This window comes from Dankookia sp. GCM10030260 (assembly GCF_042666655.1).
Lineage (GTDB): Bacteria > Pseudomonadota > Alphaproteobacteria > Acetobacterales > Acetobacteraceae > Paracraurococcus.
Genome location: NZ_JBHTDE010000002.1, coordinates 383,939 through 407,281, shown reverse-complemented (window position 1 = coordinate 407,281; position 23,343 = coordinate 383,939). Strand labels below are relative to the sequence as shown.

At 69.8% G+C, this 23,343-nt stretch carries 20 protein-coding genes; 11 read left to right on the top strand and 9 right to left on the bottom strand.

Translation table 11 applies throughout. The features are described 5' to 3' along the window. Positions 1-657 precede the first annotated feature (657 nt). Genes ACFQS7_RS08380 through ACFQS7_RS08370 form a run of 3 tightly spaced genes read left to right on the top strand, consistent with a single transcriptional unit; the run spans position 658 to position 4,695 of the window. Positions 658-2,700, top strand: coding sequence for an NAD(+) synthase (locus ACFQS7_RS08380; protein WP_380066589.1), 2,043 nt, complete (start codon positions 658-660; stop codon positions 2,698-2,700). A 55-nt stretch (positions 2,701-2,755) separates the two neighbouring features. Beyond that, positions 2,756-3,364, top strand: a complete 609-nt coding sequence (locus tag ACFQS7_RS08375; protein ID WP_380066588.1) for a cysteine hydrolase family protein — start codon at positions 2,756-2,758, stop codon at positions 3,362-3,364. A gap of 44 nt (positions 3,365-3,408) precedes the next feature. Beyond that, positions 3,409-4,695 carry a cystathionine gamma-synthase family protein gene (locus ACFQS7_RS08370; RefSeq protein WP_380066587.1) on the top strand — a complete coding sequence of 429 codons (1,287 nt, stop codon included), beginning with the start codon at positions 3,409-3,411 and terminating at the stop codon, positions 4,693-4,695. Positions 4,696-4,758: 63 nt separating this feature from the next. On the opposite strand, the gene ACFQS7_RS08365 is transcribed toward ACFQS7_RS08370, so the two are convergent. Further along, entirely contained in the window at positions 4,759-6,315 is a 1,557-nt protein-coding gene (locus ACFQS7_RS08365) for a hypothetical protein (protein ID WP_380066586.1), read from the bottom strand. A gap of 155 nt (positions 6,316-6,470) precedes the next feature. Here ACFQS7_RS08365 and ACFQS7_RS08360 point away from each other — a divergent pair, with 155 nt between their 5' ends. Both ACFQS7_RS08360 and ACFQS7_RS08355 read left to right on the top strand, forming a co-directional pair. Then, positions 6,471-8,948, top strand: coding sequence for a hypothetical protein (locus ACFQS7_RS08360; RefSeq protein WP_380066585.1), 2,478 nt, complete (start codon positions 6,471-6,473; stop codon positions 8,946-8,948). Next, positions 8,945-10,411, top strand: coding sequence for an O-antigen ligase family protein (locus tag ACFQS7_RS08355; RefSeq protein ID WP_380066584.1), 1,467 nt, complete (start codon positions 8,945-8,947; stop codon positions 10,409-10,411). Before ACFQS7_RS08360 ends, ACFQS7_RS08355 begins: the two co-directional genes overlap by 4 nt. 9 nt (positions 10,412-10,420) lie before the next feature. Here the strand turns inward: ACFQS7_RS08355 and ACFQS7_RS08350 are convergent, their stop codons facing one another. The 4 genes from ACFQS7_RS08350 to ACFQS7_RS08335 form a co-directional block, all read right to left on the bottom strand. Further along, positions 10,421-10,720, bottom strand: coding sequence for a hypothetical protein (locus ACFQS7_RS08350; protein WP_380066583.1), 300 nt, complete (start codon positions 10,718-10,720; stop codon positions 10,421-10,423). A gap of 9 nt (positions 10,721-10,729) precedes the next feature. Next, positions 10,730-10,918: a hypothetical protein gene (locus ACFQS7_RS08345; RefSeq protein ID WP_380066582.1), complete on the bottom strand. Its 189-nt coding sequence runs from the start codon at positions 10,916-10,918 to the stop codon at positions 10,730-10,732. 76 nt (positions 10,919-10,994) lie between these two features. Then, complete coding sequence (locus tag ACFQS7_RS08340; protein WP_380066581.1) at positions 10,995-11,249, bottom strand: hypothetical protein; 255 nt, start codon at positions 11,247-11,249, stop codon at positions 10,995-10,997. 152 nt (positions 11,250-11,401) lie between these two features. Next, positions 11,402-11,620, bottom strand: a complete 219-nt coding sequence (locus ACFQS7_RS08335) for a hypothetical protein (protein WP_380066580.1) — start codon at positions 11,618-11,620, stop codon at positions 11,402-11,404. Between the two features lie 231 nt (positions 11,621-11,851). Between ACFQS7_RS08335 and ACFQS7_RS08330 the strand changes: the two genes are divergently transcribed. From ACFQS7_RS08330 to ACFQS7_RS08320, 3 genes are all read left to right on the top strand, one after another. Next, positions 11,852-13,795 (top strand): PhoX family protein, encoded by a 1,944-nt coding sequence (locus ACFQS7_RS08330; protein WP_380066579.1) that lies wholly within the window; start codon positions 11,852-11,854, stop codon positions 13,793-13,795. Positions 13,796-14,028: 233 nt separating this feature from the next. Then, entirely contained in the window at positions 14,029-14,478 is a 450-nt protein-coding gene (locus ACFQS7_RS08325) for an NUDIX hydrolase (protein WP_380066578.1), read from the top strand. Between the two features lie 9 nt (positions 14,479-14,487). Further along, positions 14,488-14,964 (top strand): protein-tyrosine phosphatase family protein, encoded by a 477-nt coding sequence (locus tag ACFQS7_RS08320; RefSeq protein ID WP_380066577.1) that lies wholly within the window; start codon positions 14,488-14,490, stop codon positions 14,962-14,964. Between the two features lie 465 nt (positions 14,965-15,429). Here ACFQS7_RS08320 and ACFQS7_RS08315 read toward each other — a convergent pair whose 3' ends face one another. From ACFQS7_RS08315 to ACFQS7_RS08305, 3 genes are all read right to left on the bottom strand, one after another. Beyond that, positions 15,430-15,897 carry an Lrp/AsnC family transcriptional regulator gene (locus tag ACFQS7_RS08315; RefSeq protein WP_380066576.1) on the bottom strand — a complete coding sequence of 156 codons (468 nt, stop codon included), beginning with the start codon at positions 15,895-15,897 and terminating at the stop codon, positions 15,430-15,432. 929 nt (positions 15,898-16,826) lie between these two features. After that, complete coding sequence (locus ACFQS7_RS08310; RefSeq protein ID WP_380066575.1) at positions 16,827-18,179, bottom strand: PQQ-binding-like beta-propeller repeat protein; 1,353 nt, start codon at positions 18,177-18,179, stop codon at positions 16,827-16,829. Between the two features lie 14 nt (positions 18,180-18,193). Next, entirely contained in the window at positions 18,194-18,838 is a 645-nt protein-coding gene (locus ACFQS7_RS08305; protein WP_380066574.1) for a tetratricopeptide repeat protein, read from the bottom strand. 104 nt (positions 18,839-18,942) lie between these two features. Between ACFQS7_RS08305 and ACFQS7_RS08300 the strand changes: the two genes are divergently transcribed. From ACFQS7_RS08300 to ACFQS7_RS08290, 3 genes are all read left to right on the top strand, one after another. Then, positions 18,943-19,323 (top strand): hypothetical protein, encoded by a 381-nt coding sequence (locus ACFQS7_RS08300; protein WP_380066573.1) that lies wholly within the window; start codon positions 18,943-18,945, stop codon positions 19,321-19,323. A gap of 101 nt (positions 19,324-19,424) precedes the next feature. Further along, positions 19,425-20,510 carry an amidohydrolase family protein gene (locus tag ACFQS7_RS08295; protein WP_380066572.1) on the top strand — a complete coding sequence of 362 codons (1,086 nt, stop codon included), beginning with the start codon at positions 19,425-19,427 and terminating at the stop codon, positions 20,508-20,510. A gap of 157 nt (positions 20,511-20,667) precedes the next feature. Further along, positions 20,668-21,537: an oxygenase MpaB family protein gene (locus ACFQS7_RS08290; protein ID WP_380066571.1), complete on the top strand. Its 870-nt coding sequence runs from the start codon at positions 20,668-20,670 to the stop codon at positions 21,535-21,537. On the opposite strand, the gene ACFQS7_RS08285 is transcribed toward ACFQS7_RS08290, so the two are convergent. Next, positions 21,534-23,315 carry an aminopeptidase P family protein gene (locus ACFQS7_RS08285; protein WP_380066570.1) on the bottom strand — a complete coding sequence of 594 codons (1,782 nt, stop codon included), beginning with the start codon at positions 23,313-23,315 and terminating at the stop codon, positions 21,534-21,536. The genes ACFQS7_RS08290 and ACFQS7_RS08285 overlap by 4 nt on opposite strands. Positions 23,316-23,343 lie beyond the last annotated feature (28 nt).

Here is a 23,343-nt window from a genome sequence, read left to right as displayed (position 1 = left end):
CCATGCCTATTCCCTGCATCCGCCCAACGCCCGGTTGAGTCCTCGGCCGCTACCGAGGGACAGTCCTGCACGCGTCTGCCTCACAACTCAGTGAGTATTTTGCTGCGCCTGCGAAGCCGACCGCATCTTTGCTGTACGCAGGGCGGGTTGCCCGTGTCCAGGCAGCACTAGGCTTCCGGAACTACACTCACGGCAGTATTATATTTTCGGCACGGATCGAATATTCGTGGATCCGCCTGACCGTGGCCCCGGGACGTGCGGGTCCGGCTAGGCGACCCGCAGCGTTCCGACGCGCGATGTCGCATGGTGGCACCACCACCCCTTGGGGCATCTTGGACGGCAGACTGGGAAGTCTGTGAGATTCCGGCATCGGGAGTCCTGCCGCCGGCAAAGAAGGCGGCACCCTGAGCCGCCGCCGAGTTTAGGAGGAAATGTCCGAGAAATCAGCGCGCGGAAATCCACGTTGCTGCAGCGCACGATCAGCGCACCCATCGGGATTCGCAACGGGACTCCACGCCCCTGTGTCCGCTTTTCGGCCAGGGCCGCCTCCCGGGTGGGGGTGAACCGCAGTCGAGGATGACGACTGTACAAGGCTAAGGCGTTACACTCGGCTCCCCCAATCCACCCCATTTCCGTAACTCCAGCCCTGGGTCCCCGATGCGCTTCGAGTCCCTCTATGGCCACGGCTTTGCCCGGGTCGCCGCCTGTACCATCCGCACCGCGCTTGCCGACCCGGCAACGAATGCGGCGGCCATCCTGGAGGTGGCGCGCGAGTGCGACGCCCGCGGCGTGGCGGTCTCAGCCTTCCCGGAACTCGCCTTGTCCGGCTACTCGATCGAGGATCTGCTGCTGCAGGACGCCCTGCTGGAGGCGGTGGAAGCGGCGGCAGCCAGGCTGCTGGAGGCGTCCCGCACCTTGCGGCCAGTGCTGGTGGTGGGAGCGCCGGTGCAGCATGCCGGCCGGATCTACAACACCGCCCTGGTGATCCATCGCGGCCGGCTGCTAGGCGTGGTGCCGAAAAGCTATCTGCCGAACTACCGCGAGTTCTACGAAAAGCGCCAGGTCGCTCCGGGCGACGCCGCGCCGACCGGCGAGATCCGCTTTGCCGGGGAAGTCGCCCCCTTCGCCGCCGCCCTGCTCTTCGCCGCGGAAGATGTTCCCGGCCTGATCCTGCACACCGAAATCTGCGAGGATTTCTGGGTGCCGATCCCACCCAGCGGTCCCGCCGCCCTGGCCGGCGCGACCGTGTTGCTGAACATCTCCGGCAGCCCGATCACCATCGGCAAGGCGGAGACCCGGCGGATGCTCTGCCAGTCGCAATCGGCCCGCTGCCTCGCGGCCTATGCCTATACCGCCGCCGGCGCCGGCGAATCGACCACTGAGGTCGCCTGGGACGGCCAGGCCGAGATCTGGGAGAACGGCACCCTGCTGGCGGAGACCGCCCGCTTCCCGCGCGGCGCGCAGTACGCCCTGGCCGACGTGGATCTCGACCTGCTCCGGCAGGAGCGCATGCGCCAGGGTACCTTCGACGACAACCGCCGCAACACACCGGCCGCGGCCGGCTTCCGCACGATCCCCTTCCGGCTCGATCCGCCGGAGGACGATATCGGCTTCGAGCGGCCGATCGAGCGCTTCCCCTTCGTCCCCGCCAACCCCGAGCGCCTCGCCCAGGACTGCTACGAGGCCTACAACATCCAGGTCGCCGGCCTGACCCAGCGGCTGGAGGCGGCACGCATCAAGCGGCTGGTGATCGGCGTCTCCGGCGGCCTCGACAGCACCCATGCGTTGATCGTCGCCGCCAAGGCGATGGACCTGCTGGGCAAACCGCGCACCGACATCGTCGCCTACACGATGCCCGGCTTCGCCACCTCGGACGGCACCAAGGGCAATGCGCACCGGCTGATGGCCGCGCTCGGCGTCACCGCGCATGAGCTGGATATCCGCCCGGCGGCGCGGCAGATGCTGGCCGACCTGGGCCACCCCTATTCACGCGGCGAGCCGGTCTACGACATCACCTTTGAGAATGTGCAGGCCGGCCTGCGCACCGACTACCTGTTCCGCGCTGCCAATTTCGTCGACGGCATCGTCCTCGGCACAGGCGACCTCTCGGAGCTCGCCTTGGGTTGGTGCACCTATGGTGTCGGCGACCAGATGTCGCACTACAACGTCAATGCGGGGGTGCCGAAGACGCTGATCCAGCATTTGATCCGCTGGGTCGGGGCGTCGGGGGACTTCGATGCCGAGGTCGCTGCCGTATTGGCGGATATCCTCGACACCGAGATTTCGCCAGAGCTGATTCCGGCGACCGAAGGCCAGACGATCCAGAGCACCGAGGCCAAGGTCGGGCCTTATGCACTGCAGGATTTCAACCTGTACTACACGCTGCGCTACGGTTTCCGCCCGTCGAAGATCGCCTTCCTTGCATTGCGGGCCTGGGGCGACGCGGCGCGCGGCAGTTGGCCGCCGCATTTTCCGGCGGAAAAGCGTTTCGCCTACCCGCTGGCCGACATCCGCCGGTGGCTGGAGGTCTTCGTGCAGCGCTTCTTCGGCTTCAGCCAGTTCAAGCGCAGCGCCATGCCGAACGGCCCGAAGGTCGCCGCCGGCGGCTCACTGTCGCCGCGCGGCGACTGGCGCGCCCCGTCCGATGGCAATGCGCGGATATGGCTGGAGGAACTGCGCAAGAACGTCCCGGAGGCGTAAGCCGTGGCATCCCCCGCCCCGCCCGCCCGTTAGCGGGCGGACTGGGAGACATATCATGCCGCAGGACGCCCTGCCGCACGGGCCACTGAGTCCGCGCTGCGCCCATCTCTGCATCGACATGCAGAATTTGTTCGCCGGCCAGACGGAATGGCACACGCCCTGGATGACGCGCGTGCTGCCCTTGGTAGAGCGCCTGGTCGCCGCTCATCCCGACCGCACCGTCTTCACCCGCTTCGTCCCCGCCGGTCGGCCCGGCGAGGGCCGTGGCACTTGGCGCCGCTACTGGGAACGCTGGTCGTCGATGACGCTGGCGGCGCTGCCGCCCGAAGCGGTCGAACTGATCCCGTCCCTGGCCCGCTTCGCGCCGCCGGCCGCGGTGGTGGACAAGCGGGTCTACAGCCCCTGGGTGGATAGCGGCCTGCACGAGCTGCTGCAGGCACGCGGCACCGACACGCTGGTGGTCAGCGGTGCCGAGACCGACGTCTGCGTCCTCGCCGCCGTGCTGGGCGCGGTCGACCGCGGCTACCGCGTGGTGGTGGCGACGGATGCGATCTGCAGTTCCTCCGACCACACCCATGACGCGCTGCTGAGCCTCTACCACGAGCGCTACGGGCAGCAGGTGGAAGCGGCGACGGCGGAGGAGATCCTGCGGGCATGGCGCTAACGCCCGCGCCCGGGCCGCGTTGAGGAGGTGGACAGGAGGCTTCCATGGCCGAGGACCGCAGCCACCAGACGATGATCGGCAACCACCGGCTGAGCCCCGAGACGCTCATGCTTGGCTATGGCTATGACCCCGCTTTGTCGGAGGGCTCGGTCAAGCCGCCGGTCTTCCTCACCTCGACCTTTGCCTTCCGCTCGGCGGAAGAAGGCCAAGCTTACTTCGACGTGGTGGCCGGGCGGAAGGAGGCGCCGGCGGGCGGCGCCGGCCTCGTCTATTCCCGCTTCAACCATCCGAACAGCGAGATCGTCGAGGACCGTCTATCGGTCTGGGACGGCGCAGAGACGGCGCTGGTCTTCGGCTCCGGCATGGCGGCGATCGCCACCACCATCCTGGCCTATGCCCGGCCGGGCGACGCCATCCTGCACAGCCAGCCGCTCTACGGCGGGACCGAGACCCTGCTGGCGCGCAGCATGGCGGAATTCGGCATCGCCTCCGAAGGCTTCCCGGACGGCACCGGCCCCGCCGCGATCGAGGCCGCGGCGACCCGCGCCATGAATCGCGGCCGGGTCAGCCTGGTGCTGGTGGAGAGCCCTTCCAATCCGCTGAACACACTGGTGGACCTAGCGGCGATCCGCGCCGTGGCCGACCGGATCGGCGAGGCGCAGGGCCACCGCCCGGTGATCGCCTGCGACAACACGATGCTGGGCCCGGTCTTCCAGCAGCCATTGCGACATGGTGTCGACGTGGTGCTCTATTCCCTGACCAAGTATGTCGGCGGGCACAGCGACCTGGTCGCCGGCGCCGCGGTCGGCAGCAAGGCGATGCTGCGGCCCATCCGGCTGCTGCGCGGCGCCATCGGCACCCAGCTCGACCCGCATTCCTGCTGGATGCTGGGACGGTCGTTGGAAACATTGTCGCTGCGGATGCGGGCCGCGGCGCGGAATGCCGAGGCGGTGGCCGAGTTTCTCGAGCGGCATCCTCGGATCACGGCAGTGCATGCCCTGAACCACCTGGCCGAGGGCAGCCCGGCCCGCCGGATCTACGACGTGCAATGCAGCGGGCCGGGCTCGACCTTCAGCATCGAGATCGCCGGCGGTCAGGCGACGGCCTTCCGGGTGCTCAATGCGCTGCGGGTCTTCAAACTGGCGGTCAGCCTGGGCGGCACCGAATCGCTCGCCAGCCACCCGGCCTCGACCACCCATTCCGGGGTGCCGGAGGCGGTCCGGGCGCGGATCGGGGTGACCGCAGGCCTGGTCCGCCTCAGCATCGGCATCGAGCATCCGGACGACCTGATCGCCGACCTCGCCCAGGCGCTCGCAAGCCTGGACGCGTAGGCTCCGTCCCATGGATCGACAAGGCCAGAAAGGGGAATACTCCCTTCCCGGCCCTGTCCCATCTCAGCATCCCACCTTGTAGAGCGCCGGCACATACCGTTCCCGCCGCAGGTAGGCCGCGGCCTCGGCCGGCACCAGCGGTTCCAGCCGGAGGATCTCCACCATATCCCAGGCCAGGCTGGACGACGTCGTGCCCCGCGCCACCTCCAGCAGCCGCGGCACCCCGCCGGGGCAGGTCGCCTCCAGATCCAGCGCGTCGTTGCCGGGAAATCCGAGGAAGTAGCTCCCCGCCGTCGGCGGCGCCCCGCTCACCCGACCCGATAGCCCGGCCTCCCGCAAGGCCAGCCGCGAGGTCGCCTCGATCGGTCCCGAGACATGCAGCACCGTCCCCGCCGCCCCGCTTTGCAGCAGCGCGACCACCTGCGGCACCACCGGCCGCGGCGCCGGGTTCAGGTCGGCGGCGAGCGGCCCGGCCACCGCCAGACCGAGGATGCCGAGGATCGCCAGCCCCGGCCGCCGCTCCGCCAGCCGGGTCAGGCCGAGCGCCAGCACCATCGCCGCCAGGTAGGTCGCCATGGAGAAGTAGCGCGGCTCCGGCGCCAGGGTCAGGACGAAGACCACGACCAGGTAGACGCAGGCCATCATCACCAGCACGTCGCGCCGCAGCCCCGGCTGCTGCCCGGCGAAGGTGAAGCGCGGGACGGCCAGCAGGACCAGGGCGGGGACCCAGGTCAGCAGCCCGGTCGGGTAGGTTACCAGCCGCAGGAAAGCATCCACCGTCCAGTGCACATGCAGGATGCCCTGGGTCGAGTTCTGCCAGGCAGCGCCCAGCGCCGGGTTGAACAGTGGGTTGCCCATGGTTGAGACGCCGCCCGGTAGCGGCTGGCCCTCGACCAGCACATGGCCCATGTCGATCCTAAGCCGGGCCAGCGGGTCGCCCGTCATGGCCCAGTAGAAGGCCGCCTCCGCGACCAGCGGCAACGCGGCCATCGCGGCCAGCGACACGCCATCCGCCAGCCGCCGGTTCAGCAGCAGCGCCAGCCCGAGCCCGATCGCCACCGCCGCCGAGGTCTGCCGGGTGACGATGGCCAACCCCAGCAGCAAGCCGGCGGTGACCAGCTGCGCCAGCCCGGCGCCGCCGATCCGCTGCCGGACCAGCCAGAAGGCGGCACCGGCCAGCAGCAGTTCCAGCACCTCGATCTGCAGCCGGCCGGCGATCTGCTGAATGAAGGCCGCCATGGCCAGGACGGCGGCGAAGGCCACCGCGGCGCGCGGCCCGATCACCGGCCGCGACAGCCGCCAGGACATCAGGATCAGCGCCATCCCCAGCACGATGTGCAGTGCAAGGACCGAAGTCGCCGTCGTCCCCGTAGCGGCGATCAGCAGCACGTAGGGTAGCCGGGTCTCCCAATGGTTGCGGGCGACATGCACGCCTTCGGCGATCCAGGCCTCGGCGCCGGCGATGTAGCGGGCGTCGTCCGAGCCCTGGTAGCCGTTCATGGCGGAGACAAGGATGCCGCCGAGGAAGAACAGCAGCACCAGGACGATGGCGATCCGCTCGACCGAAAGGGCGACGACTTCGGCCGGGGTCAGGGCGGGCAGGCTGGCGGCTTGGCGCATGGCAGCGGGTTCCTGGCGTCGGCGGTCAAGGGCTCGATGCCGGACACTTGTTGCACGCAACGCGCCAAAGGCGAATTGCATCTTGCATCGCTTCGCGAGAAAGGTGAGGCCGGGAGGGACGCATGGCACGGCATGGCGGTTGCGATCTGCGGGGCATGACACGCATCGCCACATGTGCCGGAACGGTCCTGGTCCTGCTGGGCATTCTTCTGGCCGGCTCTCCCGCCCCTGCCCAACCCTTGGCCGGCTTCCGGCCCGGCCCGACCCAGCTCGCGCTCGACGGCCCCGGCGACCTCGCCGCGGCGCAGGAAATCGTGCTGGAGGGGGACAACCTGCAGTCCGGCCCGGTCGTTCTGGTGCTGCGCATCGATGATGCGCAATCGGCGAATTACGCCAGCCGGTTCGAACTGGAACGCACCGTCCTGCCCGGCGCCTTCCGCATCCGCACCGCACCCGGCGCCTGGCGGACGCCCTCCGGCCGCTTCCTCAATGCCAGGACGATCCGCCGGATCATCGTCAACACCGGCTACGGCGCCGCCCCGGTCCGCATCACCGCCCTGCGGGCGGAAACCCCGGTAATCTTGCCGGCCGATGTCGCCGCCCTGTCCTTTGGGCCGAACGATGCGCCGGTCTTCCCCGGCTTCACCCGCGTCCCGGTCGAGGACCCACGCATCGAGAACGGCGCCAGCCCGCGCGTGCCGATCCGCCGGTCGTCGCAGCAACCGCTGATCGGCACCGGGCTGCGCGGGGTCGAGCGCTTCGTGCTGCCCTGGCCGAACGGGCGCTGGGACGTCTCGCTCTGGACCGAGGACCCGGGCGACTGGGAATACCTCCCGCATCCCCTGCAGCGCCGCGTCCTGGTCAACGGCGCCGCCCCGGTCTGGTACCTCAAGACGCCGGAGCAATGGCTGCGCGAGGTCTATTACGCCGGCCGCGAGGCGGAGGACGTCACCGACCCCTGGACCGCCTTCTATGCCCGCCGCGGCGGCCTGCTGACCCAGACGGTCGAGGTCAAGGACGGCCGCATCGTGGTCGAGCTCGCCGGCAACACCATCGAGGCGACCTATCTCTCGGCCCTGCTGGTTGAGCCCGCCGACACTGGCCAGGCGGCGCTGCGGTTGGTCGAGGCGGCGCGGCGCGAGCGGGTCCTGGAGGCTTGGCCGGTCGTGGGACCGAGGGTCGGCCCGCCGGCGAAGACCCTGGCGCTCGGCCTGTTGCCGCAGGGCAACCCGGCCCAGGCGGACTGGCAGCCCGGCCCTACTGTCCCGCCGCCGCCCGCCATTGCCCGCGGCACCATCGGTTGGCTCGACGCCATGGTGGCGGCGCCTGAGGCCGACGACGCGCCGCGAGTCACGCTGATCCCGCCCACACACAACGGCCGCGCCCTGCCGGCAGAGCTGCGCTGGGGCCATTGGCGCTACACCCGGCACAACCCCTCGGCCGGGCAAGTGACCCTGGAAGCCGAGCAGCTCCGCGGCGAGCTGGCGCGGCTGACCTTGCGGCCCGGCGTGCCGCGCCGGCTGAACATGTTGTTCCGGGTGCCGGAGGACGCAGCACCCGGCCGCTATACCGGTACCCTGCTGGTCCAAAGCCGCGGCCGCGCCGCCGCGGTGCCGCTGGTGGTGGACGTCCCCGCCGTCACCCTGCCCGCGGCCGACCGGCCGGTCGGCATCTACCACGACTGGGCGCCCTACGCGGCTTGGTTCCCCGAGCTGACCCAGCTGACCCGGCTGGGCATGGTGTGCGAGTTGCGGACGATGCGCGGCCTCGGCCTGACCGGGCTGTCTCCTGCGCTGGCTACCCCCTGGCCGGGCGATGCGCGCGGCATCGCCGCCGACCTCGGCCTGGCGCGGGAGGCCGGGTTCGCCATGGACCTGCTGGCCTATACGCCGATCAAGCGGATGGTCGAGGCGCGCGGCATCGCTTTGCTGCCGGAGCTGATGCAGCAGATCGCCGGCGCCTTCGCCGCGCGCGGCCTGGTGGCGCCGGTCTGGAGCATCGCCGACGAGCCGGGCAACCCCGGCTCGCTGCCCGCCGACCTGGAACGGCTGCGCGGCGCCATCCGGCTCGGTGACCCGAAGGCACGGGTCGCCGGGCAGCTCAACCGTCCAGCCGACCGGCAGCTGCTGGGGCTGTTCGACGTGGTGCTGCTCAACGCTGGCTTCGGCATCGACGCGCAGGAAATCGCGCGCTGGCGCAAGACGGGCCCCACGCCCTGGTTGTACAATATGCCGGATGTCGAGGTCGCAGCGGGATTCCACCTGTGGCGGACCGGCGCGGCCGGCTACCTGCAATGGCATGGTCGGGCGATCGGGGCCGATCCCTTCGACCCGACGGATAGCGGGGAGGCCGACGTGCAGCTCTACCCGATGCAGCCGGAACCCTGCGCCGCGGTGCCCGACCTCGACCTGCGGCTGCTGCAGATCGGCCGCGGCGTCGCCGACCTGCGCTGGATGCTGTGGCTGGAGGCGGCCGCGGCGCGCGACGCCGGCGCCCGCACGCTACTGGCCGAGCTGCGCCAGGAGATCCCGGCCGGCTGGCGGCGCGGCGAGGCACCGGCGCTCGACCTGCCCGGCTGGCGGCTGCGGCTCGCGGCCCTGGCGCAACGCCTGGCGTCCCCCACCCCGCGATGAAGCTGGCCGAGGCCATCACCCACCCGGTCGGCCAGGTGGTCTTCGCCTTGGCGATGACCTTGGCCATCGCCGGGCTGTGGTGGGCGGTCAAGGACCCGATCATCGTCGTCGGCCTCTGCCTGGCACCCATCGCGGCGATGATCGCGCTGCGCGACCCCTTCCCGCTCTGCCTCGGCTTCATCATCTTCAGCTTCTTCCGGATCCACGAGGCCTACCCGTTCCTCGAACCCTTCAAGATCCCGAAGATGCTGGCGCTCGGCACAATCTCGGTGCTGGCGGTGCATTTCTTCTTCCGCCGCATCAAGCCCTACTGGCGGCCGGAGCTGAAATGGCTGTGCTGGTTCTTTGCCCATGTCACGGTGGGGATGTTCTTCTCGGCCGGGCGGCCGCAGGCGATCGCCTACTGGACCGACACCTTCGTCAAGATCTTCATCATGGTCTTCGCCATCGCCTGGCTGACCACCACGCCGAAGCGCTTCATCATCGCCGCCGCTGGCTTCACCCTGGCCGGCATCGCCACCTCCGTCGTCGCCATCAGCAACGCGCTGCAAGGCATCGGGATGGTGGAGGGCACGCGGGTCACCATCGGCCGGGCCAACGGCTCGGTGCTCGGCGACCCGAACGACCTCTCGCTGGTGTTGCTCTTCCCCCTCGCCTTCGCCGTCACGCTCCTGGTCACCAAGGGCGTCGGCTTCCTCAACCGCGCGCTCGGCGTCGTCGGCTTCGGCGTGATCGTCTGGGCCATCCTCTGTACCCAGAGCCGCGGCGGCTTGCTCGGCATCCTGTCGATCATGGGGCTGTTCGGCCTGCGCGTGATCAAGTCGAAGGTGGTGCTGCTGACCATCGGCGGCGTCGGGGCAATCGGGCTGTTCGCCGCGGCGGGGATTTCGGGACGCTCCTCGGGCGGCGCCGGGGAAGCCGGCATGGTGGACGAGAGCGCGCAGGGCCGCTTCAACGCCTGGGAAGCCGCCTTCTGGATGGCGGTGGACCACCCGATCTTCGGCGTCGGGCTCGAGAACTACCGGCTCAACTACTACACCTACTCCTCGATGCTCGGTACCTTCGAGGGCATCGCCAAGGCAGTGCACAGCACTTGGTTCGCCGCTTTGTCGGAAAGCGGCTTCATCGGCTTCTGGCTGTTCATGATGGTGACGGTCGGCACCCTGAAGGCCAGCTTCAAGGTGCTGAAGCGGATGGACATGGCGCTGGCCGGCGGCATGGCGGTGCCGCCGGCGGCCTTCGCCATCGCCGCCGCCATGCCGGCCGGGATGGTCAGCTTCATCGCCTCCGGCAGCTTCCTCACCCAGGCCTTCACCTGGCCGCTTTATATCAACGTGGCGCTGACCGTGGCGGTCGCGCATTATGCGACGACGCTCGGCATCGACGTGGACGGGCGGACGCCGGAACAGGTGAAGGCGGGCGGCTGGATGGTGCTGCTTGGCCTGCGGGCGAAGCCCGCCTGACGCCGCGGCTCAGGCCGGAGGCGCCGCCGCGTCCGGCGCCACTGCCACGGCCCGCCAGGCCTGCAGCAGGGTCATTGCCACCGCGATCAGCGCCGGGCCGATGAACAGGCCGAGAAAGCCGAAGCTGAGGACCCTCCCGAAGACGCCGAGTACGATCAGCGCCATCGGCAGATGCACGCCATAGCCGATCAGCCAGGGCTTCAGGATGGCGAACACACCGAGCAGCAGGCCGAGCACCAGCCGCAGTGCGATGCCGCGCTCGATCAATGCGGTAGTCTGTCGCCGCGATTGGTCCTTCTCATCGGCCATGCCAGCAACTCATGGTCGGCAGGCCGGCGCCTTGTAGGCGAGGCAAGGCCAGCCGCTTCGCTTCCTTCTGGCCGAGGGGACGTTGTCCAGCGCCAGGCCGCAGACCTGCGGCAGGAACGCCAGCAAAACGAGCGCAGTGGCCAGTACCGCCGTCGGCGGCAGGAAGACGCGGCCGGTTTCGAGGAATTCCTGCACCACCGGTGCGCCAGGCCGAGCCCGAACAGCAGCAGGCCAAGTGCACCCCTCGAGAAGAATTGCAGCGGTCTCTCCTCCTTCACCAGAGCAGGCTGGTCCGCAGGAGGCGGAAGCCGTTGGCAAAGGTCGACAGCTTCGAGGCGCTGCCCGCGGGGCAGTTCCTGTAGGCGGTCCGCACCTCGCTGACCGACAGGTTGAGTTCCAGCGCATGGATAGTGAAATCGGTCTCGGAACTGGCCGAGAGTGCCGGGAAGGACTTGACGGAATGGCGGGAGAGGACCCGGTAGCCCGACAGCATGTCGGTGATCCGGTCGCCGAAGACATAGACGACCATGCCGGTCAGCAGCCGATTGCCATGGCCGGGCCGCCAGGCGGCCTAGATCCCGGTTACCCGGGCGCCGGTGACCATGTCGAGCTGGTCGTCCAGCAGCAGCGCCACCATGGCCGGGGCCGCGGCGGCGTGGGTGTCGTCGCCATCGACCAGGACTATAGATCGGCCTCGATGCCGGCAAACCTCCGACGGACGACACGGCCCAAGCCATGCTGCCGCTCGGTGCGGACCGTGGCGCCGGCGGCGCGGGCCGCCGGCGCCGTTTTGTCGGTCGAGTTGTCGTGGATATGCATGGCGGCGTTCGGCAGGGCGCAGCAGAGGGCCTCGACCACCCGGGGGATCGCCATCGCTTCGTTGTAGCGGCGAATCAGCACGGCGACGCGCCGGGCTGGAGCCGCGCTGGCGGGCCTTGGCGAGATGGAAGGGGACGTTAGATATGGCGGGGCCTCCCGGGATGTCCGGTCCGCCATCGCACGCGGCGTACCGCGCAAGCCGCGTCGCAGAATGCGACGGCGGGCCGATGTCATCCCAGTGTCGCTGGACAACACGGCCCCGCCGATGGCTCAGTCGTGCCCCAGACGCTCAGTGAAGGCGCGCGTACCAGCATGACCCAGACCGATGGCGCCGAAGACCCGATCGAGATCGAGGATATCGGCAGCAACCCCGCCCCCCACCGGCCGATCGGCGAGCTGATCGCGGCGCGGCTGTCGCGCCGCGACCTGCTCGGAGCGGCGGCGCTGCTGCCCGGCTTGCCGGCCATGGCGCAGGACAGCGGCAACACCCCGAACGGTGGGCCCTCCTCGCTCGGCTTCACCGAGTTGCGCCACCAGATGGCGCAGCGCGACGCGGTGGCCGAGGGGCACGAGATCCAAGTGGTGATTCGCTGGGGCGACCCGATCCTGCCCGATGCGCCGGAGCACGATCCGCTGCAGCAGACCGCCGAGGCCCAGGCACGTCAGTTCGGTTACAATAACGACTACCTGGACTTCTTCCCCCTACCGCATGGCAGCCAAGCCAGCGACCGCGGGCTGCTCGTGGTGAACCACGAATACACCAGCACCAGCCTGATGTTTCCCGACCTCGGCGCCGGCCGTCAGGCCGGCAGCCGCACCAGCGCCGAGCAGGGCGCGGTGGAACGCGCCGCGCATGGGCTTTCGGTGGTCGAGCTGCGGCGCGAGGCCGGCCGCTGGTCCTATGCCCGGGACAGCCGCTGGAACCGCCGCATCACGCTGGAGACGCCGATGCGGATCAGCGGCCCTGCGGCGGGCCATGCCCGGTTGCAGACCGCCGAGGACCCGACCGGCACCCGGGTGCGCGGCACCATGAACAACTGTGCGGGCGGCAACACGCCTTGGGGTACGGTCCTGACATGTGAGGAGAACTTCAACCTCCCCTTTGGCGGCGACGCCGCCACGACCGGCGCCCAGGCTGCCGCCTACAAGCGCTATGGCATCCTGAAGGACCCGGTCTATGGGTGGCGCCGCTTCGATGCCCGCTTCGACCTGGACGCCACGCCGAACGAGCCGAACCGCTTCGGCTGGGTGGTCGAATTCGACCCCTACGACCCGAACAGCGTGCCGGTGAAGCGCACCGCATTGGGCCGCTTCAAGCATGAGGGCTGCACCCATGCGGTCAACCCCGACGGCCGGGTGGTCTTCTATTCCGGCGACGACGAGCGATTCGACTATGTCTACAAATTCGTCACTAGCCGGCGCTGGAACCCGACCGACCGCGCCGCCAATCGCGACCTGCTAGATGACGGCACGCTGTATGTGGCGAAGTTCCACCACGACGGCACGCTGCGCTGGCTGCCGCTGGTCCAGGGCCAGGGCCCGCTGACACCGGCCAACGGCTTCGCCACCCAGGGCGACGTGGTGATCGAGGCGCGCCGCGCCGCCGACCTGCTGGGTGCCACGCCGATGGACCGGCCTGAAGACGTGGAAATCCACCCGGTCAATGGCCGGGTTTATGTCATGCTGACCAACAACAGCCGCCGCAAGGCCGCACAGGTGGACGCAGCCAATCCGCGCGCCGAAAACCACCATGGCCATGTGGTCGAGATCATCCCGCCCGGCGCCGGCACCGCGAAGGTCGAGCACGCCGCCGAGGAGGCGCGCTGGAGTGTCTTCCTGGCCGCCGGCAAGCCCGGCATCGATGCCGGGGCCCAATACCATCGCGCCACTAGCGATCAAGGCTGGCTCTCGTGTCCTGACAACTGCGCATTCGACAGCCGCGGGCGGATCTGGATAGCCACCGATGGCTCTCCGTTCACCGCTGGCGTCGCTGACGGGCTCTATGCCGCCGACACCGCCGGACCCGGCCGCGCCCTCACCCGGCTGTTCTACCAAGCACCCACCGGGGCCGAGGTATGTGGCCCGCGTTTCACGCCCGACGAACGTACGATATTCTTGGCGGTCCAGCATCCTGGGGAGGATCCGGGCAGCAGCTTCGACCGTCCCTCGACCCGATGGCCCGACTTCAGGGAGGGCGCGCCGCCGCGACCTTCGGTGATCGCCATCGTACGGCGGGATGGCAGGGTCATTGGTTAGGCCAATCCCCTTAAGTTGAGAAAACCAGGAAAAAGGCCACAAGAGGGACGAAACGGCCCTAGCGAAGGCCAAACCATGGGATGGCAAGGGGTACACGGATTAGAACGGCGCAACATGACGCCACCGATCATGGCTTGGGCACCAAGTCGCCATTGCGGACCAACCGGATGGCAACGATAGGTGAAGTCATCCGTATGACCCGGCTCCGCACCCTGTTATGGTGGTGTTGAACAATGCCGAGCAAGATTTCCAGACGCAGCGCCTCGACTCGTTGCCGCCAGTGTGCCGCCCTCCCGCTTTCCCAGCAGGACGGCGAGACCCTCGTCATGCTCGTCACCAGCCGGGAAACCCGCCGCTGGGTCTTGCCCAAAGGCTGGATCGAGAAGCGCATCAGCGCGGCAGCCCAGGCGGCACAAGAGGCCTATGAGGAAGCAGGCATTCGCGGCCGCATCGGCAAGGCGCCGATCGGCACCTATGCCTATGCCAAACGGCTCGACAATGGCGTCAGCGTTCCCTGCGAGGTCGTGATCTACCGGCTTGAGGTCGAGACGCTGCTCGACCGCTGGCCCGAGATGGGCGAACGCGAGCGCCGCTGGTTCACGCTGGAAGATGCCGCCGCAGCGGTGGACGAGGGCGACCTCGGCAGCCTGCTGCTCGGTTTGGTCTCTCCTCAAGCTGCCTAGACGCCTTCTGTGAAGATCGACCCTCTGCCGCTTCCGGGCGGCGGTATCCTCGGCATCACCCATGCTCCCGGCCGTCATGGCAGCGGTTTGGCGACCGACCTCGCCGCCATCCGCGCCTGGGGCGCCACCGATCTGTTGACCTTGCAGATATTGTCGGAGCAGCCGCCCGGGATGGCCGTGGCGGTCGCCGCAGCAGACCTCGCCTGGCACGTGATGCCGATCCCCGACATGCAGGTGCCCGGCACTGCCGCGCGGACCGCCTGGACCGGCATCGCGCCACACTTGGCCGCCGTCTGGGCCGGCGGTGGCCGCGTGGTGGTGCATTGCGCCGCCGGCCTCGGCCGCAGCGGGACCTTCGCCGCCTGCCTGCTGGTGGGCTACGGGCTGGAACCGCAGGCGGCGATCGCCGCGGTCCGTGCCGCCCGTCCTGGAGCGATCGAGACGTTGGAGCAGGAAGCTTTCATCCGCGCGGGTGGGTTCGGGTAAGGGTGGGGTTAGGACCGACATACCCCATTCACCCGAACGCGTCGCAATATCAGGATCGCCCGTGTGACGATGGCGAAGGTCGCGCGGCATCGGTCGTGGGTGATGCGCTTGTGCACCAAATCCCAGAGCCGCCCAAACTGAGAACACACCACTTAGCCTGTCGCGCAGAGTGTCATTGGACGGGGGTCGGCGGCCATGCCACGCACCACCCCGCGCTGCCCGAGGTCGACTGGCAGTGGATCCTCGCTATGGTGGCCGACAAACAGAGTTGCTGGCGGAAGCTTTGCGCGGTGACGGCATGGCGCCCGGCCTCTGCCCGAAACTTGCCGCGGCAGCCGGAAACCGGCCGATACGGTGCATTAAGCGTGCTGACAAGCCTCCCGGCCAATTCCGGCACCCGCTTTTCGCCACCTCGTCCGACGCCGCATATGCCTCGGACGACATTCCTGTTGCCCGAGCCGTCCTTCACTCCTCCGGATCGGCCGGCGACACCGGCAGGATCGAGGTCTCCTTGACTGTGGCGATCGCCAGCAGCGTCTCCACCCGCTGCACCCCCGGCAGGGTGCGCAGTTCCTCGTTTAGAAAGCTGTCGAGCGCCGCCATATCCGGCAGGCGCAACTTCAGCAGGTAGGTCCACGCGCCAGTGACGGCGTGACATTCCAGCACCGCTTCCTCCCGCCGCACCGCCTTGCGGAAGGCGGTATCGTCGCGCCCAGGTACGACCACAGCCAGCACATGCGCCAACAGCGGGCAGCCGGCCTGGTTTGGGTCGAGATCGGCGCGCCAGCCGCGGATGACGCCGCGCTCCTCCAGCCGCTTCACCCGCTCCGCGGTTGCAGACACGGACAGCCCGGCGACCTTGGCCAGTTCCGCCAACCCCGCGCTGCCGTCGAGTTGCAGCGCGACGGTCAGGTTCCGGTCGATCTCATCCATGACAAGAGCTTAATCGCCCTCGCAACGCTTGGGAACGGAAGGATTTTGGTTCGGCCGGAAAAAGCCATGCTCTTCTCGGCAAAATGCCGATCCAGGCCATTCGCGCTTGGTGTGTCTGTCACCTTCGCCGCCCGAGTCCTGCAGCGATGGGATCGCTGGAATCTGTCAGGGACCAAGGGCCGCAGCGGCCTTGCTCGAGCATAGGCAGACGAAGGCGACGCATTGGCTGCCGCGGACGGTCCCGAGCGATGCCCATGACCGTGGGCGCGCGACGGCAGCGCTTGGTCCGGCCGAAGGATAGCTCGGGCTGCGGGCGGCTCGATGATGTCCATGCCGATGGTGTGCTCGGACGCTGCTTCTGCGGCGGCTCGCGCAGGATAGTCCTGGTCGACGAAGGCCAGTTCGATGGCCTTGGCGACGATGTCCTGCATGGTTTCGGCGGCGCCGGCAGGTGGCCGAGCGCATCCAGCACCGTCTGTCCGCTTGAGCCGTTCCGCCCCCTGGCGCCGTCCCGATCGGCGCGATGGCCGCTTCCGGCCATGGGCTGCAGCGTGCGGCCGTCGATCACGCCCCCGGCCGGCCCGGCGTCGCGGCCCCGCGCGAGCCGCAGCAACACGCGCAGGTCGTGCGCCAGGGCGCCGAAGCAAACTGCCGCCAGCAGGCTGTGGGTCTGCCGGCAGGCAAACTCCCGGCGCGACAGGTCATCGGGCGGACGACGCCAGGGCGCAGCGGCCCTCGCCATGCAGCGCAGGCCGATGAAGTTCTCACGCCATGGGTCGCTTCGCTGCCCGCCTCCTCGGGCCACGGCGCAGATACGGCGCGGCCAACGTCCGCGCCGCGTCAGAGACACCGAACGGGCAGGATCCACGGGTCGCATCCCGTATGGGGAGCCCCCACAGGTCCCGACAGCCTCGGCCGCCCGGTCCGGCTCAGGTCGCCGGCGTGCTGCCCCGCATCGCCACCACGTCGCCGCCATCGGTCAGCAGATAGAGCACCCCATCGGCCACCGCCGGCGCCAGGGTGACGCTGGTCGGCAGCTTGCTCTCCCCGATCTTCTCGCCGGTCGCCGGGTCCACCTCGACCATGCGAGCGATGCTGTTGGCGATCAGCAGCCGCCCACCCGCCAGGGTCGGCGGGCCCCAGTTGATCGGGTCGCGCCGCTTCTCCGGATTCTGGTAGCGACCGAGCGGGGTGATCCAGCGAACCCGGCCATCGTCCCGGCCGAGGCAAGCCAGGTCGCCACCGGTGGTCACCAGGAAGACCCAGTCACCGGCCGCCCAGGGCGTCTCGCCCACCGCGACGTCCCGTTCCCACAGCCTACGCCCGGACCGCAGATCGATGGCAATCGCCAAGCCGCCCAGTCCGGCAGCGAAGACCCGGTTGCGGTCGATCACCGGCATGGCGGTGATCGCGGCTATGTCGGCCAGGCCGCCGCCACGGGCCGAGGAGAGCGCCTCGCTCCAGATCACCCGCCCGTCCTGGGCCCGGACTGCCGTCAACTCGCCGGAGGCGAAGCCGGCCACCACCGTCTCGCCCTCGACCGCCGGGGCAGGCAGGCCGAGCACCATAGTGGTGGTCGGCTGGGCCTTGTAGGTCCATTGGCGCGCGCCATCGGTAGCCGCCAAGGCAATCAACTGGTTTTCCGTGGTCAGCACGAAGATCCGCCCGCCGGCCACCGTCGGCGCGCCACGCGCCGGGGCCGGCAAGGCCACCCGCCAGCCGGGCTGCCCGGTCGTGGCGTCCAGGGCAATGGCCTCGGACAATCCGGTGACGACGTAGAGGACACCACCTTCGAGGGCCAAACCGGCACCGAGCGCGCCATCACGTTCCTGCTTCGGTCGGGTATCGAAGGTCCAGCGCTGCCGCCCGGTCGCGGCATCCAGCGCCGTGACCTCGCCATAGGCGTCGGCAGCGAAGACCATCCCGTTGGCGACCACCGGCGGCGAGACCAGGCGGCGGCGATAGCCCGCACCGGTGCCGATCGAGCTGCTCCAGATCTGCCGCAGCCCGGCGCCGAGCGCCGGATGGCCCGGCGCATGGTTGATCGTGCCGCCCGCCTGCGGCCAGTCCGCCATGAGGGTGGCGGGGGGCAGGGTCACCGGCCGGGTGTTGCCCGGGTCGAGCCCGAGCGCCCGGTCCGCTGTCAGCACCGGCGTGCGGTCGCCCTTGAGCGGGATCTTTCGCTCGCCGAACCAGTTGTCGAAGGTATCGGTGATGGACTCGCAGCCGGCAAGCAGACCGGCCCCGCCCAGCAGGGTGGCCCTTCGGGTGAAGCGCCGCATGGACTCTCCTCGCATCAGCCGCCGAGACCCGCGAGCAGCCGCCCGGCCCGGTCCCGCACGCCCTGCGGCGCCATGGGATCGGTCGAGAGAGCCGTGAGGATCCGCTTCGCGGTATCGGTGTCGTTTTGCTTCATCGCGGCCAGCGCCCGCACTTCCTCGGCCGAGGCCCGCCAGGGGCCCTGAAGGAGCGGCGCGAGCCGGGCCTCGACCGCCGCAGGATCGCCGGCATCGACCGAATGCAGGCCCCAGAGCAGGGTCGCCAGGTCGCGGTACAGCGGGTCCGTCCCGCTGTCGCGGGCGATGGCATCCCAATCGCCGAGGGCGCCGGCGGTATCACCTGCCTCGGCCTTCAGGGCCGCGGCGCGCAGCCGGGCCAGGGTTCGGTAGCCGCCCGGCGCCTCGGCAGCCACGGTCTCGTAGCGGCCGGCGATGGCCTTGAGGTCGGCATTCGGCTCGGTCGCGGCTCGGCCTGCGGCAAGGTAGGACTCGGCCGCTTGGCCGGCACCCCGCGCTTCGTACCAGCGCCAGCCCTGCAGCCCGGCGACGCCGGCGACCACCAGCAGCGCGGCACCGATCAGCAGCCCGCCATAGCGTGCCAGCACACGCTTCGTCCGCTCGGCGCGGAGGTCCTCCTCGACCTCGTCGAAGATATCGGGCACGCGGTGATCCTTGCGGCGAGGCCGCAGCAAAGGGTGTGCGGCAGGCCGGGGTGCATAGCAGTCCCTTGGCGGGGCGTTAAGCCCGGCCGGCCTAGGACGGGCGGATGCCCTTCCGCCCCGCGACGCTGCTGGCCCTGATGCTGCTCCCTGGCTGCGAGGCCGCAGTGCCGGTGGTCGGCAACCTGGCGGCGGCGAATCTCGGCAGCGTGATGGTGATCGGGCGGACGCTGCCGGATGCGGTGATCTCCGCGGTCGCCGGGCGGGACTGCTCGGCGGTGCGGCTCGACCGCGGGCTGGAATATTGCCGGCCGGAGGAAGCGCCGCCGCCGCCGATGGCCTACTGCACCCGCTCGATCGGCAGCGTTGATTGCTGGCGGCAGCCGCCGTTGGCCCTGCCCCGGCCGCGCGGGGTGGCGGATGGTCGCCCGGGGCTCACCGCGGCGCAGGAGGCGAACCGGACGCGGCGCTGGCCCGGGCTCTGGTAAGGCGCGTGCAGCCCCACCGCAGCGCAGCACCTTTTCCGCATGACATCGGCCGCGTATCCGGGCGAGCCTGCCGACATGTCCATCAGGGGAGGACGCGACCAATGTCGTCACGCAGGGATTTCCTTCGCGGTGCCGCGGCCAGCGGCGTGATGTTCTGCGGCTGCGGGTTGCTCGACGCCGCGCACGCCCAAGGGTCCGGCCGCCGCACCGCCGTCGCGGTGAACGGCAAGACGGTCAAGGTTATCGACACCCACGCGCATTGCGTCTTCGCCGAGACGTTGCCGCTGGTGGACAACAACCGCGCCATATTGCTCCCCAGGGTCCGCGGCGCCGAGGAGGCGCTGATCGAGGTGCAGCAGCGCTTCGCCGCGATGGACAAGCAGAAGGTGGACATGGAGGTGCTCTCCGTGAATCCCTTCTGGTACCGCCGGCCACGCGACAATGCGGCGCAGATCGTCAAGGTCAACAACGAGAAGATGGCGGAGCTCTGCGCCGCCTACCCGGACCGCTTCGCCGGCTTCGCCTCGCTCACCCTGCAGGACCCGCAGCTCGCGGTGCAGGAGCTGGAAGTGGCGATGAAGAAGCAGGGGCTGAAGGGTGCGGCAATCGGCGGCAGCGTCGCCGACAAGGAATTCTCCGACCCCGCCTTCCATCCGGTCTGGCAGAAGGCCGAGGAACTGGGCGCCGTGCTTTTCATCCATCCGCAAGGCACGCCGGAACTCGCCAAGCGGTTCGCCGGCAATGGCTGGCTGGGCAACACCATCGGCAACCCGCTCGACACCACGATCGCCCTGTCGCAGCTGATCTTCAACGGCACGCTCGACCGCTTCCCAGGCCTGAAGATCCTTGCTGCGCATGGCGGCGGCTTCCTACCCTCCTATGCCGACCGCTCGGACCATTCCTGCACGGTCGGGCCGGCCGGCTGCGACCCCAACATCACACTGAAGAAGCGGCCGACCGAGTACTTGAAACAGATCTGGTTCGATTCGCTTATCTTCTCGCCTGAGGCGATCCGCCACCTGCAGGCCCAGGTCGGCGCCTCGCAGATCGTCCTGGGCAGCGACTACCCCTATCCGTGGCAGATGGCGCCGGTCGACCATATCTTCGCCTGCGAGTCGCTGACCGACGACCAGAAGCTCGACGTGCTCGGCCGGACCGCGGCAAAGCTGCTGAACATCGCCGCCTGAGCCCTGCATCTCGGGTCGCCGCGGCGTCCCGGGATCACGTCCCGCGGGCCCGCCGTTGACCCTGGCGGAGACGATGCCACGTAACTTGCGTGAGCCAGCAGCATCGCATTCCCAAACTGCCTTCCGTCATCGCCCGCCACAGTCGCGGTCCCGCCTGATGGCCTATCCCGACCTCACCGCTGCGCCGACACTCGGCGCCCTGGTCGCGCGGCCGCTGAAGCGGATGATTGCCGGGCAGGTCGTCAGCCTGTTCAACGACGGCAGCAAGGGCGAGCGACCCGTCACGCGCCGCCCGAACGGGTTGTTCGGGCCGCGGTCCGTCGCCTGGCGGGTGCATGGCGATGTCGCCTCGATGATGGTCGGCGGCATCACCGGGCTTATGCTGCAGATGCTGTACCCTGCGGTGCTGGCAGGCGTCTGGGACCACTCCCGCTTCCGTGACGACCTGCCCGGCCGGTTGCGCCGCACCGCCCGCTTCATCGCGCTCACCACCTATGGCAGCCGGGCGGAGGCAGAGGCGGTGATCGACCGGGTGCGGCGCATCCATGGACATGTCCGCGGCACCCTGCCGGATGGCACCCCCTATGCTGCCAACGACCCCGAATTGCTGGCCTGGGTGCATGTGGCGGAGGCGACGACCTTCCTCGAAGCCTGGATCCGCTATGCCGAGCCAGGCATGAACGGCGCCGACCGCGACCGCTACTTCGCCGAGATGGCGGAGGTGGGCGCGATGCTCGGCGCCGATCCGGTGCCACGCAGCCGGGCCGAGGCACGAGCGGTGCTCGCCGCCATGCGGCCGAAGCTGCGGGTGGATGCCAGGACGCGGGAGGTCTCCCGCATCCTGCTCACCCGCCGGGCCGATACGCGCTGGCAGGACCCCTTGCAGCAACTGACCCAGCAGGCCGGGCTGGACCTCCTGCCGGACTGGGCGCGGCGCATGCACGGGATGCCGCCGCCGCCGGCGCGGCCGCTGCTGCGGGCCGGGACGCTCGGTGTGGCGCGGACGCTGCGCTGGGCCTTCAGTTAGGCGGGGTCGCCGAGCGGCGCGCAGGCCACCCGTAGCCAAGCCGCCGTCGCCGGGTCGCAGGCCGGTGCCACCTCGGCCAGCACCCGGGCTTGGTAGGCATCGATCCAGCCGCGCTCGGCCGGCGCGAGCAACGCGGGATCGATCAGCGCCCGTTCATAGGGGGCCAGCGTCAACGTCTCGAATTCCAGGAACGGCTTCACCTGGTCGGGCCGCTGCGCCGCCTCGCGGACCAGCAGCAGGTTCTCGATCCGGATGCCGTACTGGCCGGGCAGGTAGTAGCCCGGCTCGTCCGACAGGATCATCCCCGGCGCCAGAGGCACCGGCTTGGCGGCTCGGCTGAAGGCCGCCGGCCCCTCGTGGACGGACAGGAAGCTGCCGACGCCGTGACCGGTGCCGTGGTCGTAATCGAGCCCGACTTCCCACAACGCCCGCCGGGCGAAGGCATCGAGGTGCGGCCCGGCGACGCCCTGCGGGAAGCGCAGCGTCGCCAGGGCGATATGCCCCTGCAGCACCCGCGTGTAGCGCGCCCGCAGTCCGGCCGGGGCCGGGCCGGGGCCGGTCCAGAGGGTCCGGGTCACATCCGTCGTACCGTCGAGGAACTGCCCGCCGCTGTCGATCAGGTAGCATTCATCCGGGCGGATCAGCCGGTCGCTTTCCTCCGTCGCGCGGTAGTGGATAATCGCGCCATGCTCGCCGGCGCCGCTGATGGCGGGGAAGCTTTCGGCCTGGAACAGCGGCACCTCGCGCCGGAAGGCAAGCAGGCGGTCGGCGGCGCTCATCTCGGTCTCCCGCGCCGCCGGCGCGGCTTTGGCGAACCAGGCGAGGAAGCGGGCCAGCGCCACCGCGTCGCGCCGATGCGCGGCCCGCGCACCATCTTGTTCCACTTGGTTCTTGCAGGCGCGCGGCAGACGGACCGGATCGTCGCCAGCGGCGATATGGGCGCCGGCGGCGCGCAGGGTCTCGGCGAACCACGCCGGGGTCGCCTCCGGGTCCACCCGCACGGTCTTGCCGGCCAGGCTTTGCAGCGCCGCCGCCAGGGCCTCGCGTGGCCGCACGGTGACCTGGTTGCCGAGATGCGCGCGGGTCTCCGCTGGGACCTTGCCGGGGTCCAGGAAAAGCTCGGCCGAGGCATCGGCGCGCAGCAGCCCGAAGCCCAGCACCAACGGAGTATGGGGCAGGTCTCCGCCACGGATATTGAATAGCCAGGCGAGCGAATGGCTGTCGGCCAGGATGGCGGCGTCCTCGCCGGCCTCGCGCAATGCCTGGGCGGCGGCGGCGCGCTTTTCGGCCGCCGTGGTGCCGGCGTATTGCAGCGGGTGGGGGATCGCGGCGGCCATCGGCGGCGCGGGACGATCGGCCCAGACCGCATCCAGCGGGTTGGTCGGCAACGGCACCAGGGTTACGCCGGCCGGCTCCAGCCGCTTCAACGCAGCGTCCGGGTGCAGCCATGGATCGTAGCCGATGCGGCGGCCCCTGGCATGCTGCTTCAGCCAGTCCACGGCCGGTTGTTCGATGATGTGCCGCAACTCCCAGAGCGTGGGGTCGAGCTGCTGCTGCGCCTGGGTGGTGTAGCGGCCGTCGGTGAACAGCGCAGCGTTGTCGTCCAGCACCACGGCCATGCCGGCGCTGCCGGTGAAGCCGCACAACCAGGACAGGCGCTCGCCGGACGGCGGGACATACTCGCCCAGATGCTCATCCGCACGGGGGACGAGGAAGCCGTCGACCCCGGCCTGCCGGAGGGCGGCGCGCAGCGCGGCAAGGCGGTCGGCGGCGGTCATGGGCTGCTCCTGGATCGGCCCGGGGAGT

What these genes read in the sequence shown, in the direction of transcription:
- ACFQS7_RS08365 (WP_380066586.1), bottom strand. Translation starts at nt 6,315, where the DNA reads ATGCGCCAAGCCGCCAGCCTGCCCGCCCTGACCCCGGCCGAAGTCGTC.
- ACFQS7_RS08350 (WP_380066583.1), bottom strand. Translation starts at nt 10,720, where the DNA reads ATGGCCGATGAGAAGGACCAATCGCGGCGACAGACTACCGCATTGATC.
- ACFQS7_RS08325 (WP_380066578.1), top strand. Translation starts at nt 14,029, where the DNA reads ATGCCGAGCAAGATTTCCAGACGCAGCGCCTCGACTCGTTGCCGCCAG.
- ACFQS7_RS08310 (WP_380066575.1), bottom strand. Translation starts at nt 18,179, where the DNA reads ATGCGGCGCTTCACCCGAAGGGCCACCCTGCTGGGCGGGGCCGGTCTG.
- ACFQS7_RS08375 (WP_380066588.1), top strand. Translation starts at nt 2,756, where the DNA reads ATGCCGCAGGACGCCCTGCCGCACGGGCCACTGAGTCCGCGCTGCGCC.
- ACFQS7_RS08315 (WP_380066576.1), bottom strand. Translation starts at nt 15,897, where the DNA reads ATGGATGAGATCGACCGGAACCTGACCGTCGCGCTGCAACTCGACGGC.
- ACFQS7_RS08295 (WP_380066572.1), top strand. Translation starts at nt 19,425, where the DNA reads ATGTCGTCACGCAGGGATTTCCTTCGCGGTGCCGCGGCCAGCGGCGTG.
- ACFQS7_RS08355 (WP_380066584.1), top strand. Translation starts at nt 8,945, where the DNA reads ATGAAGCTGGCCGAGGCCATCACCCACCCGGTCGGCCAGGTGGTCTTC.
- ACFQS7_RS08290 (WP_380066571.1), top strand. Translation starts at nt 20,668, where the DNA reads ATGGCCTATCCCGACCTCACCGCTGCGCCGACACTCGGCGCCCTGGTC.
- ACFQS7_RS08370 (WP_380066587.1), top strand. Translation starts at nt 3,409, where the DNA reads ATGGCCGAGGACCGCAGCCACCAGACGATGATCGGCAACCACCGGCTG.
- ACFQS7_RS08360 (WP_380066585.1), top strand. Translation starts at nt 6,471, where the DNA reads ATGACACGCATCGCCACATGTGCCGGAACGGTCCTGGTCCTGCTGGGC.
- ACFQS7_RS08340 (WP_380066581.1), bottom strand. Translation starts at nt 11,249, where the DNA reads ATGGTCGTCTATGTCTTCGGCGACCGGATCACCGACATGCTGTCGGGC.
- ACFQS7_RS08285 (WP_380066570.1), bottom strand. Translation starts at nt 23,315, where the DNA reads ATGACCGCCGCCGACCGCCTTGCCGCGCTGCGCGCCGCCCTCCGGCAG.
- ACFQS7_RS08380 (WP_380066589.1), top strand. Translation starts at nt 658, where the DNA reads ATGCGCTTCGAGTCCCTCTATGGCCACGGCTTTGCCCGGGTCGCCGCC.
- ACFQS7_RS08330 (WP_380066579.1), top strand. Translation starts at nt 11,852, where the DNA reads ATGACCCAGACCGATGGCGCCGAAGACCCGATCGAGATCGAGGATATC.
- ACFQS7_RS08300 (WP_380066573.1), top strand. Translation starts at nt 18,943, where the DNA reads ATGCCCTTCCGCCCCGCGACGCTGCTGGCCCTGATGCTGCTCCCTGGC.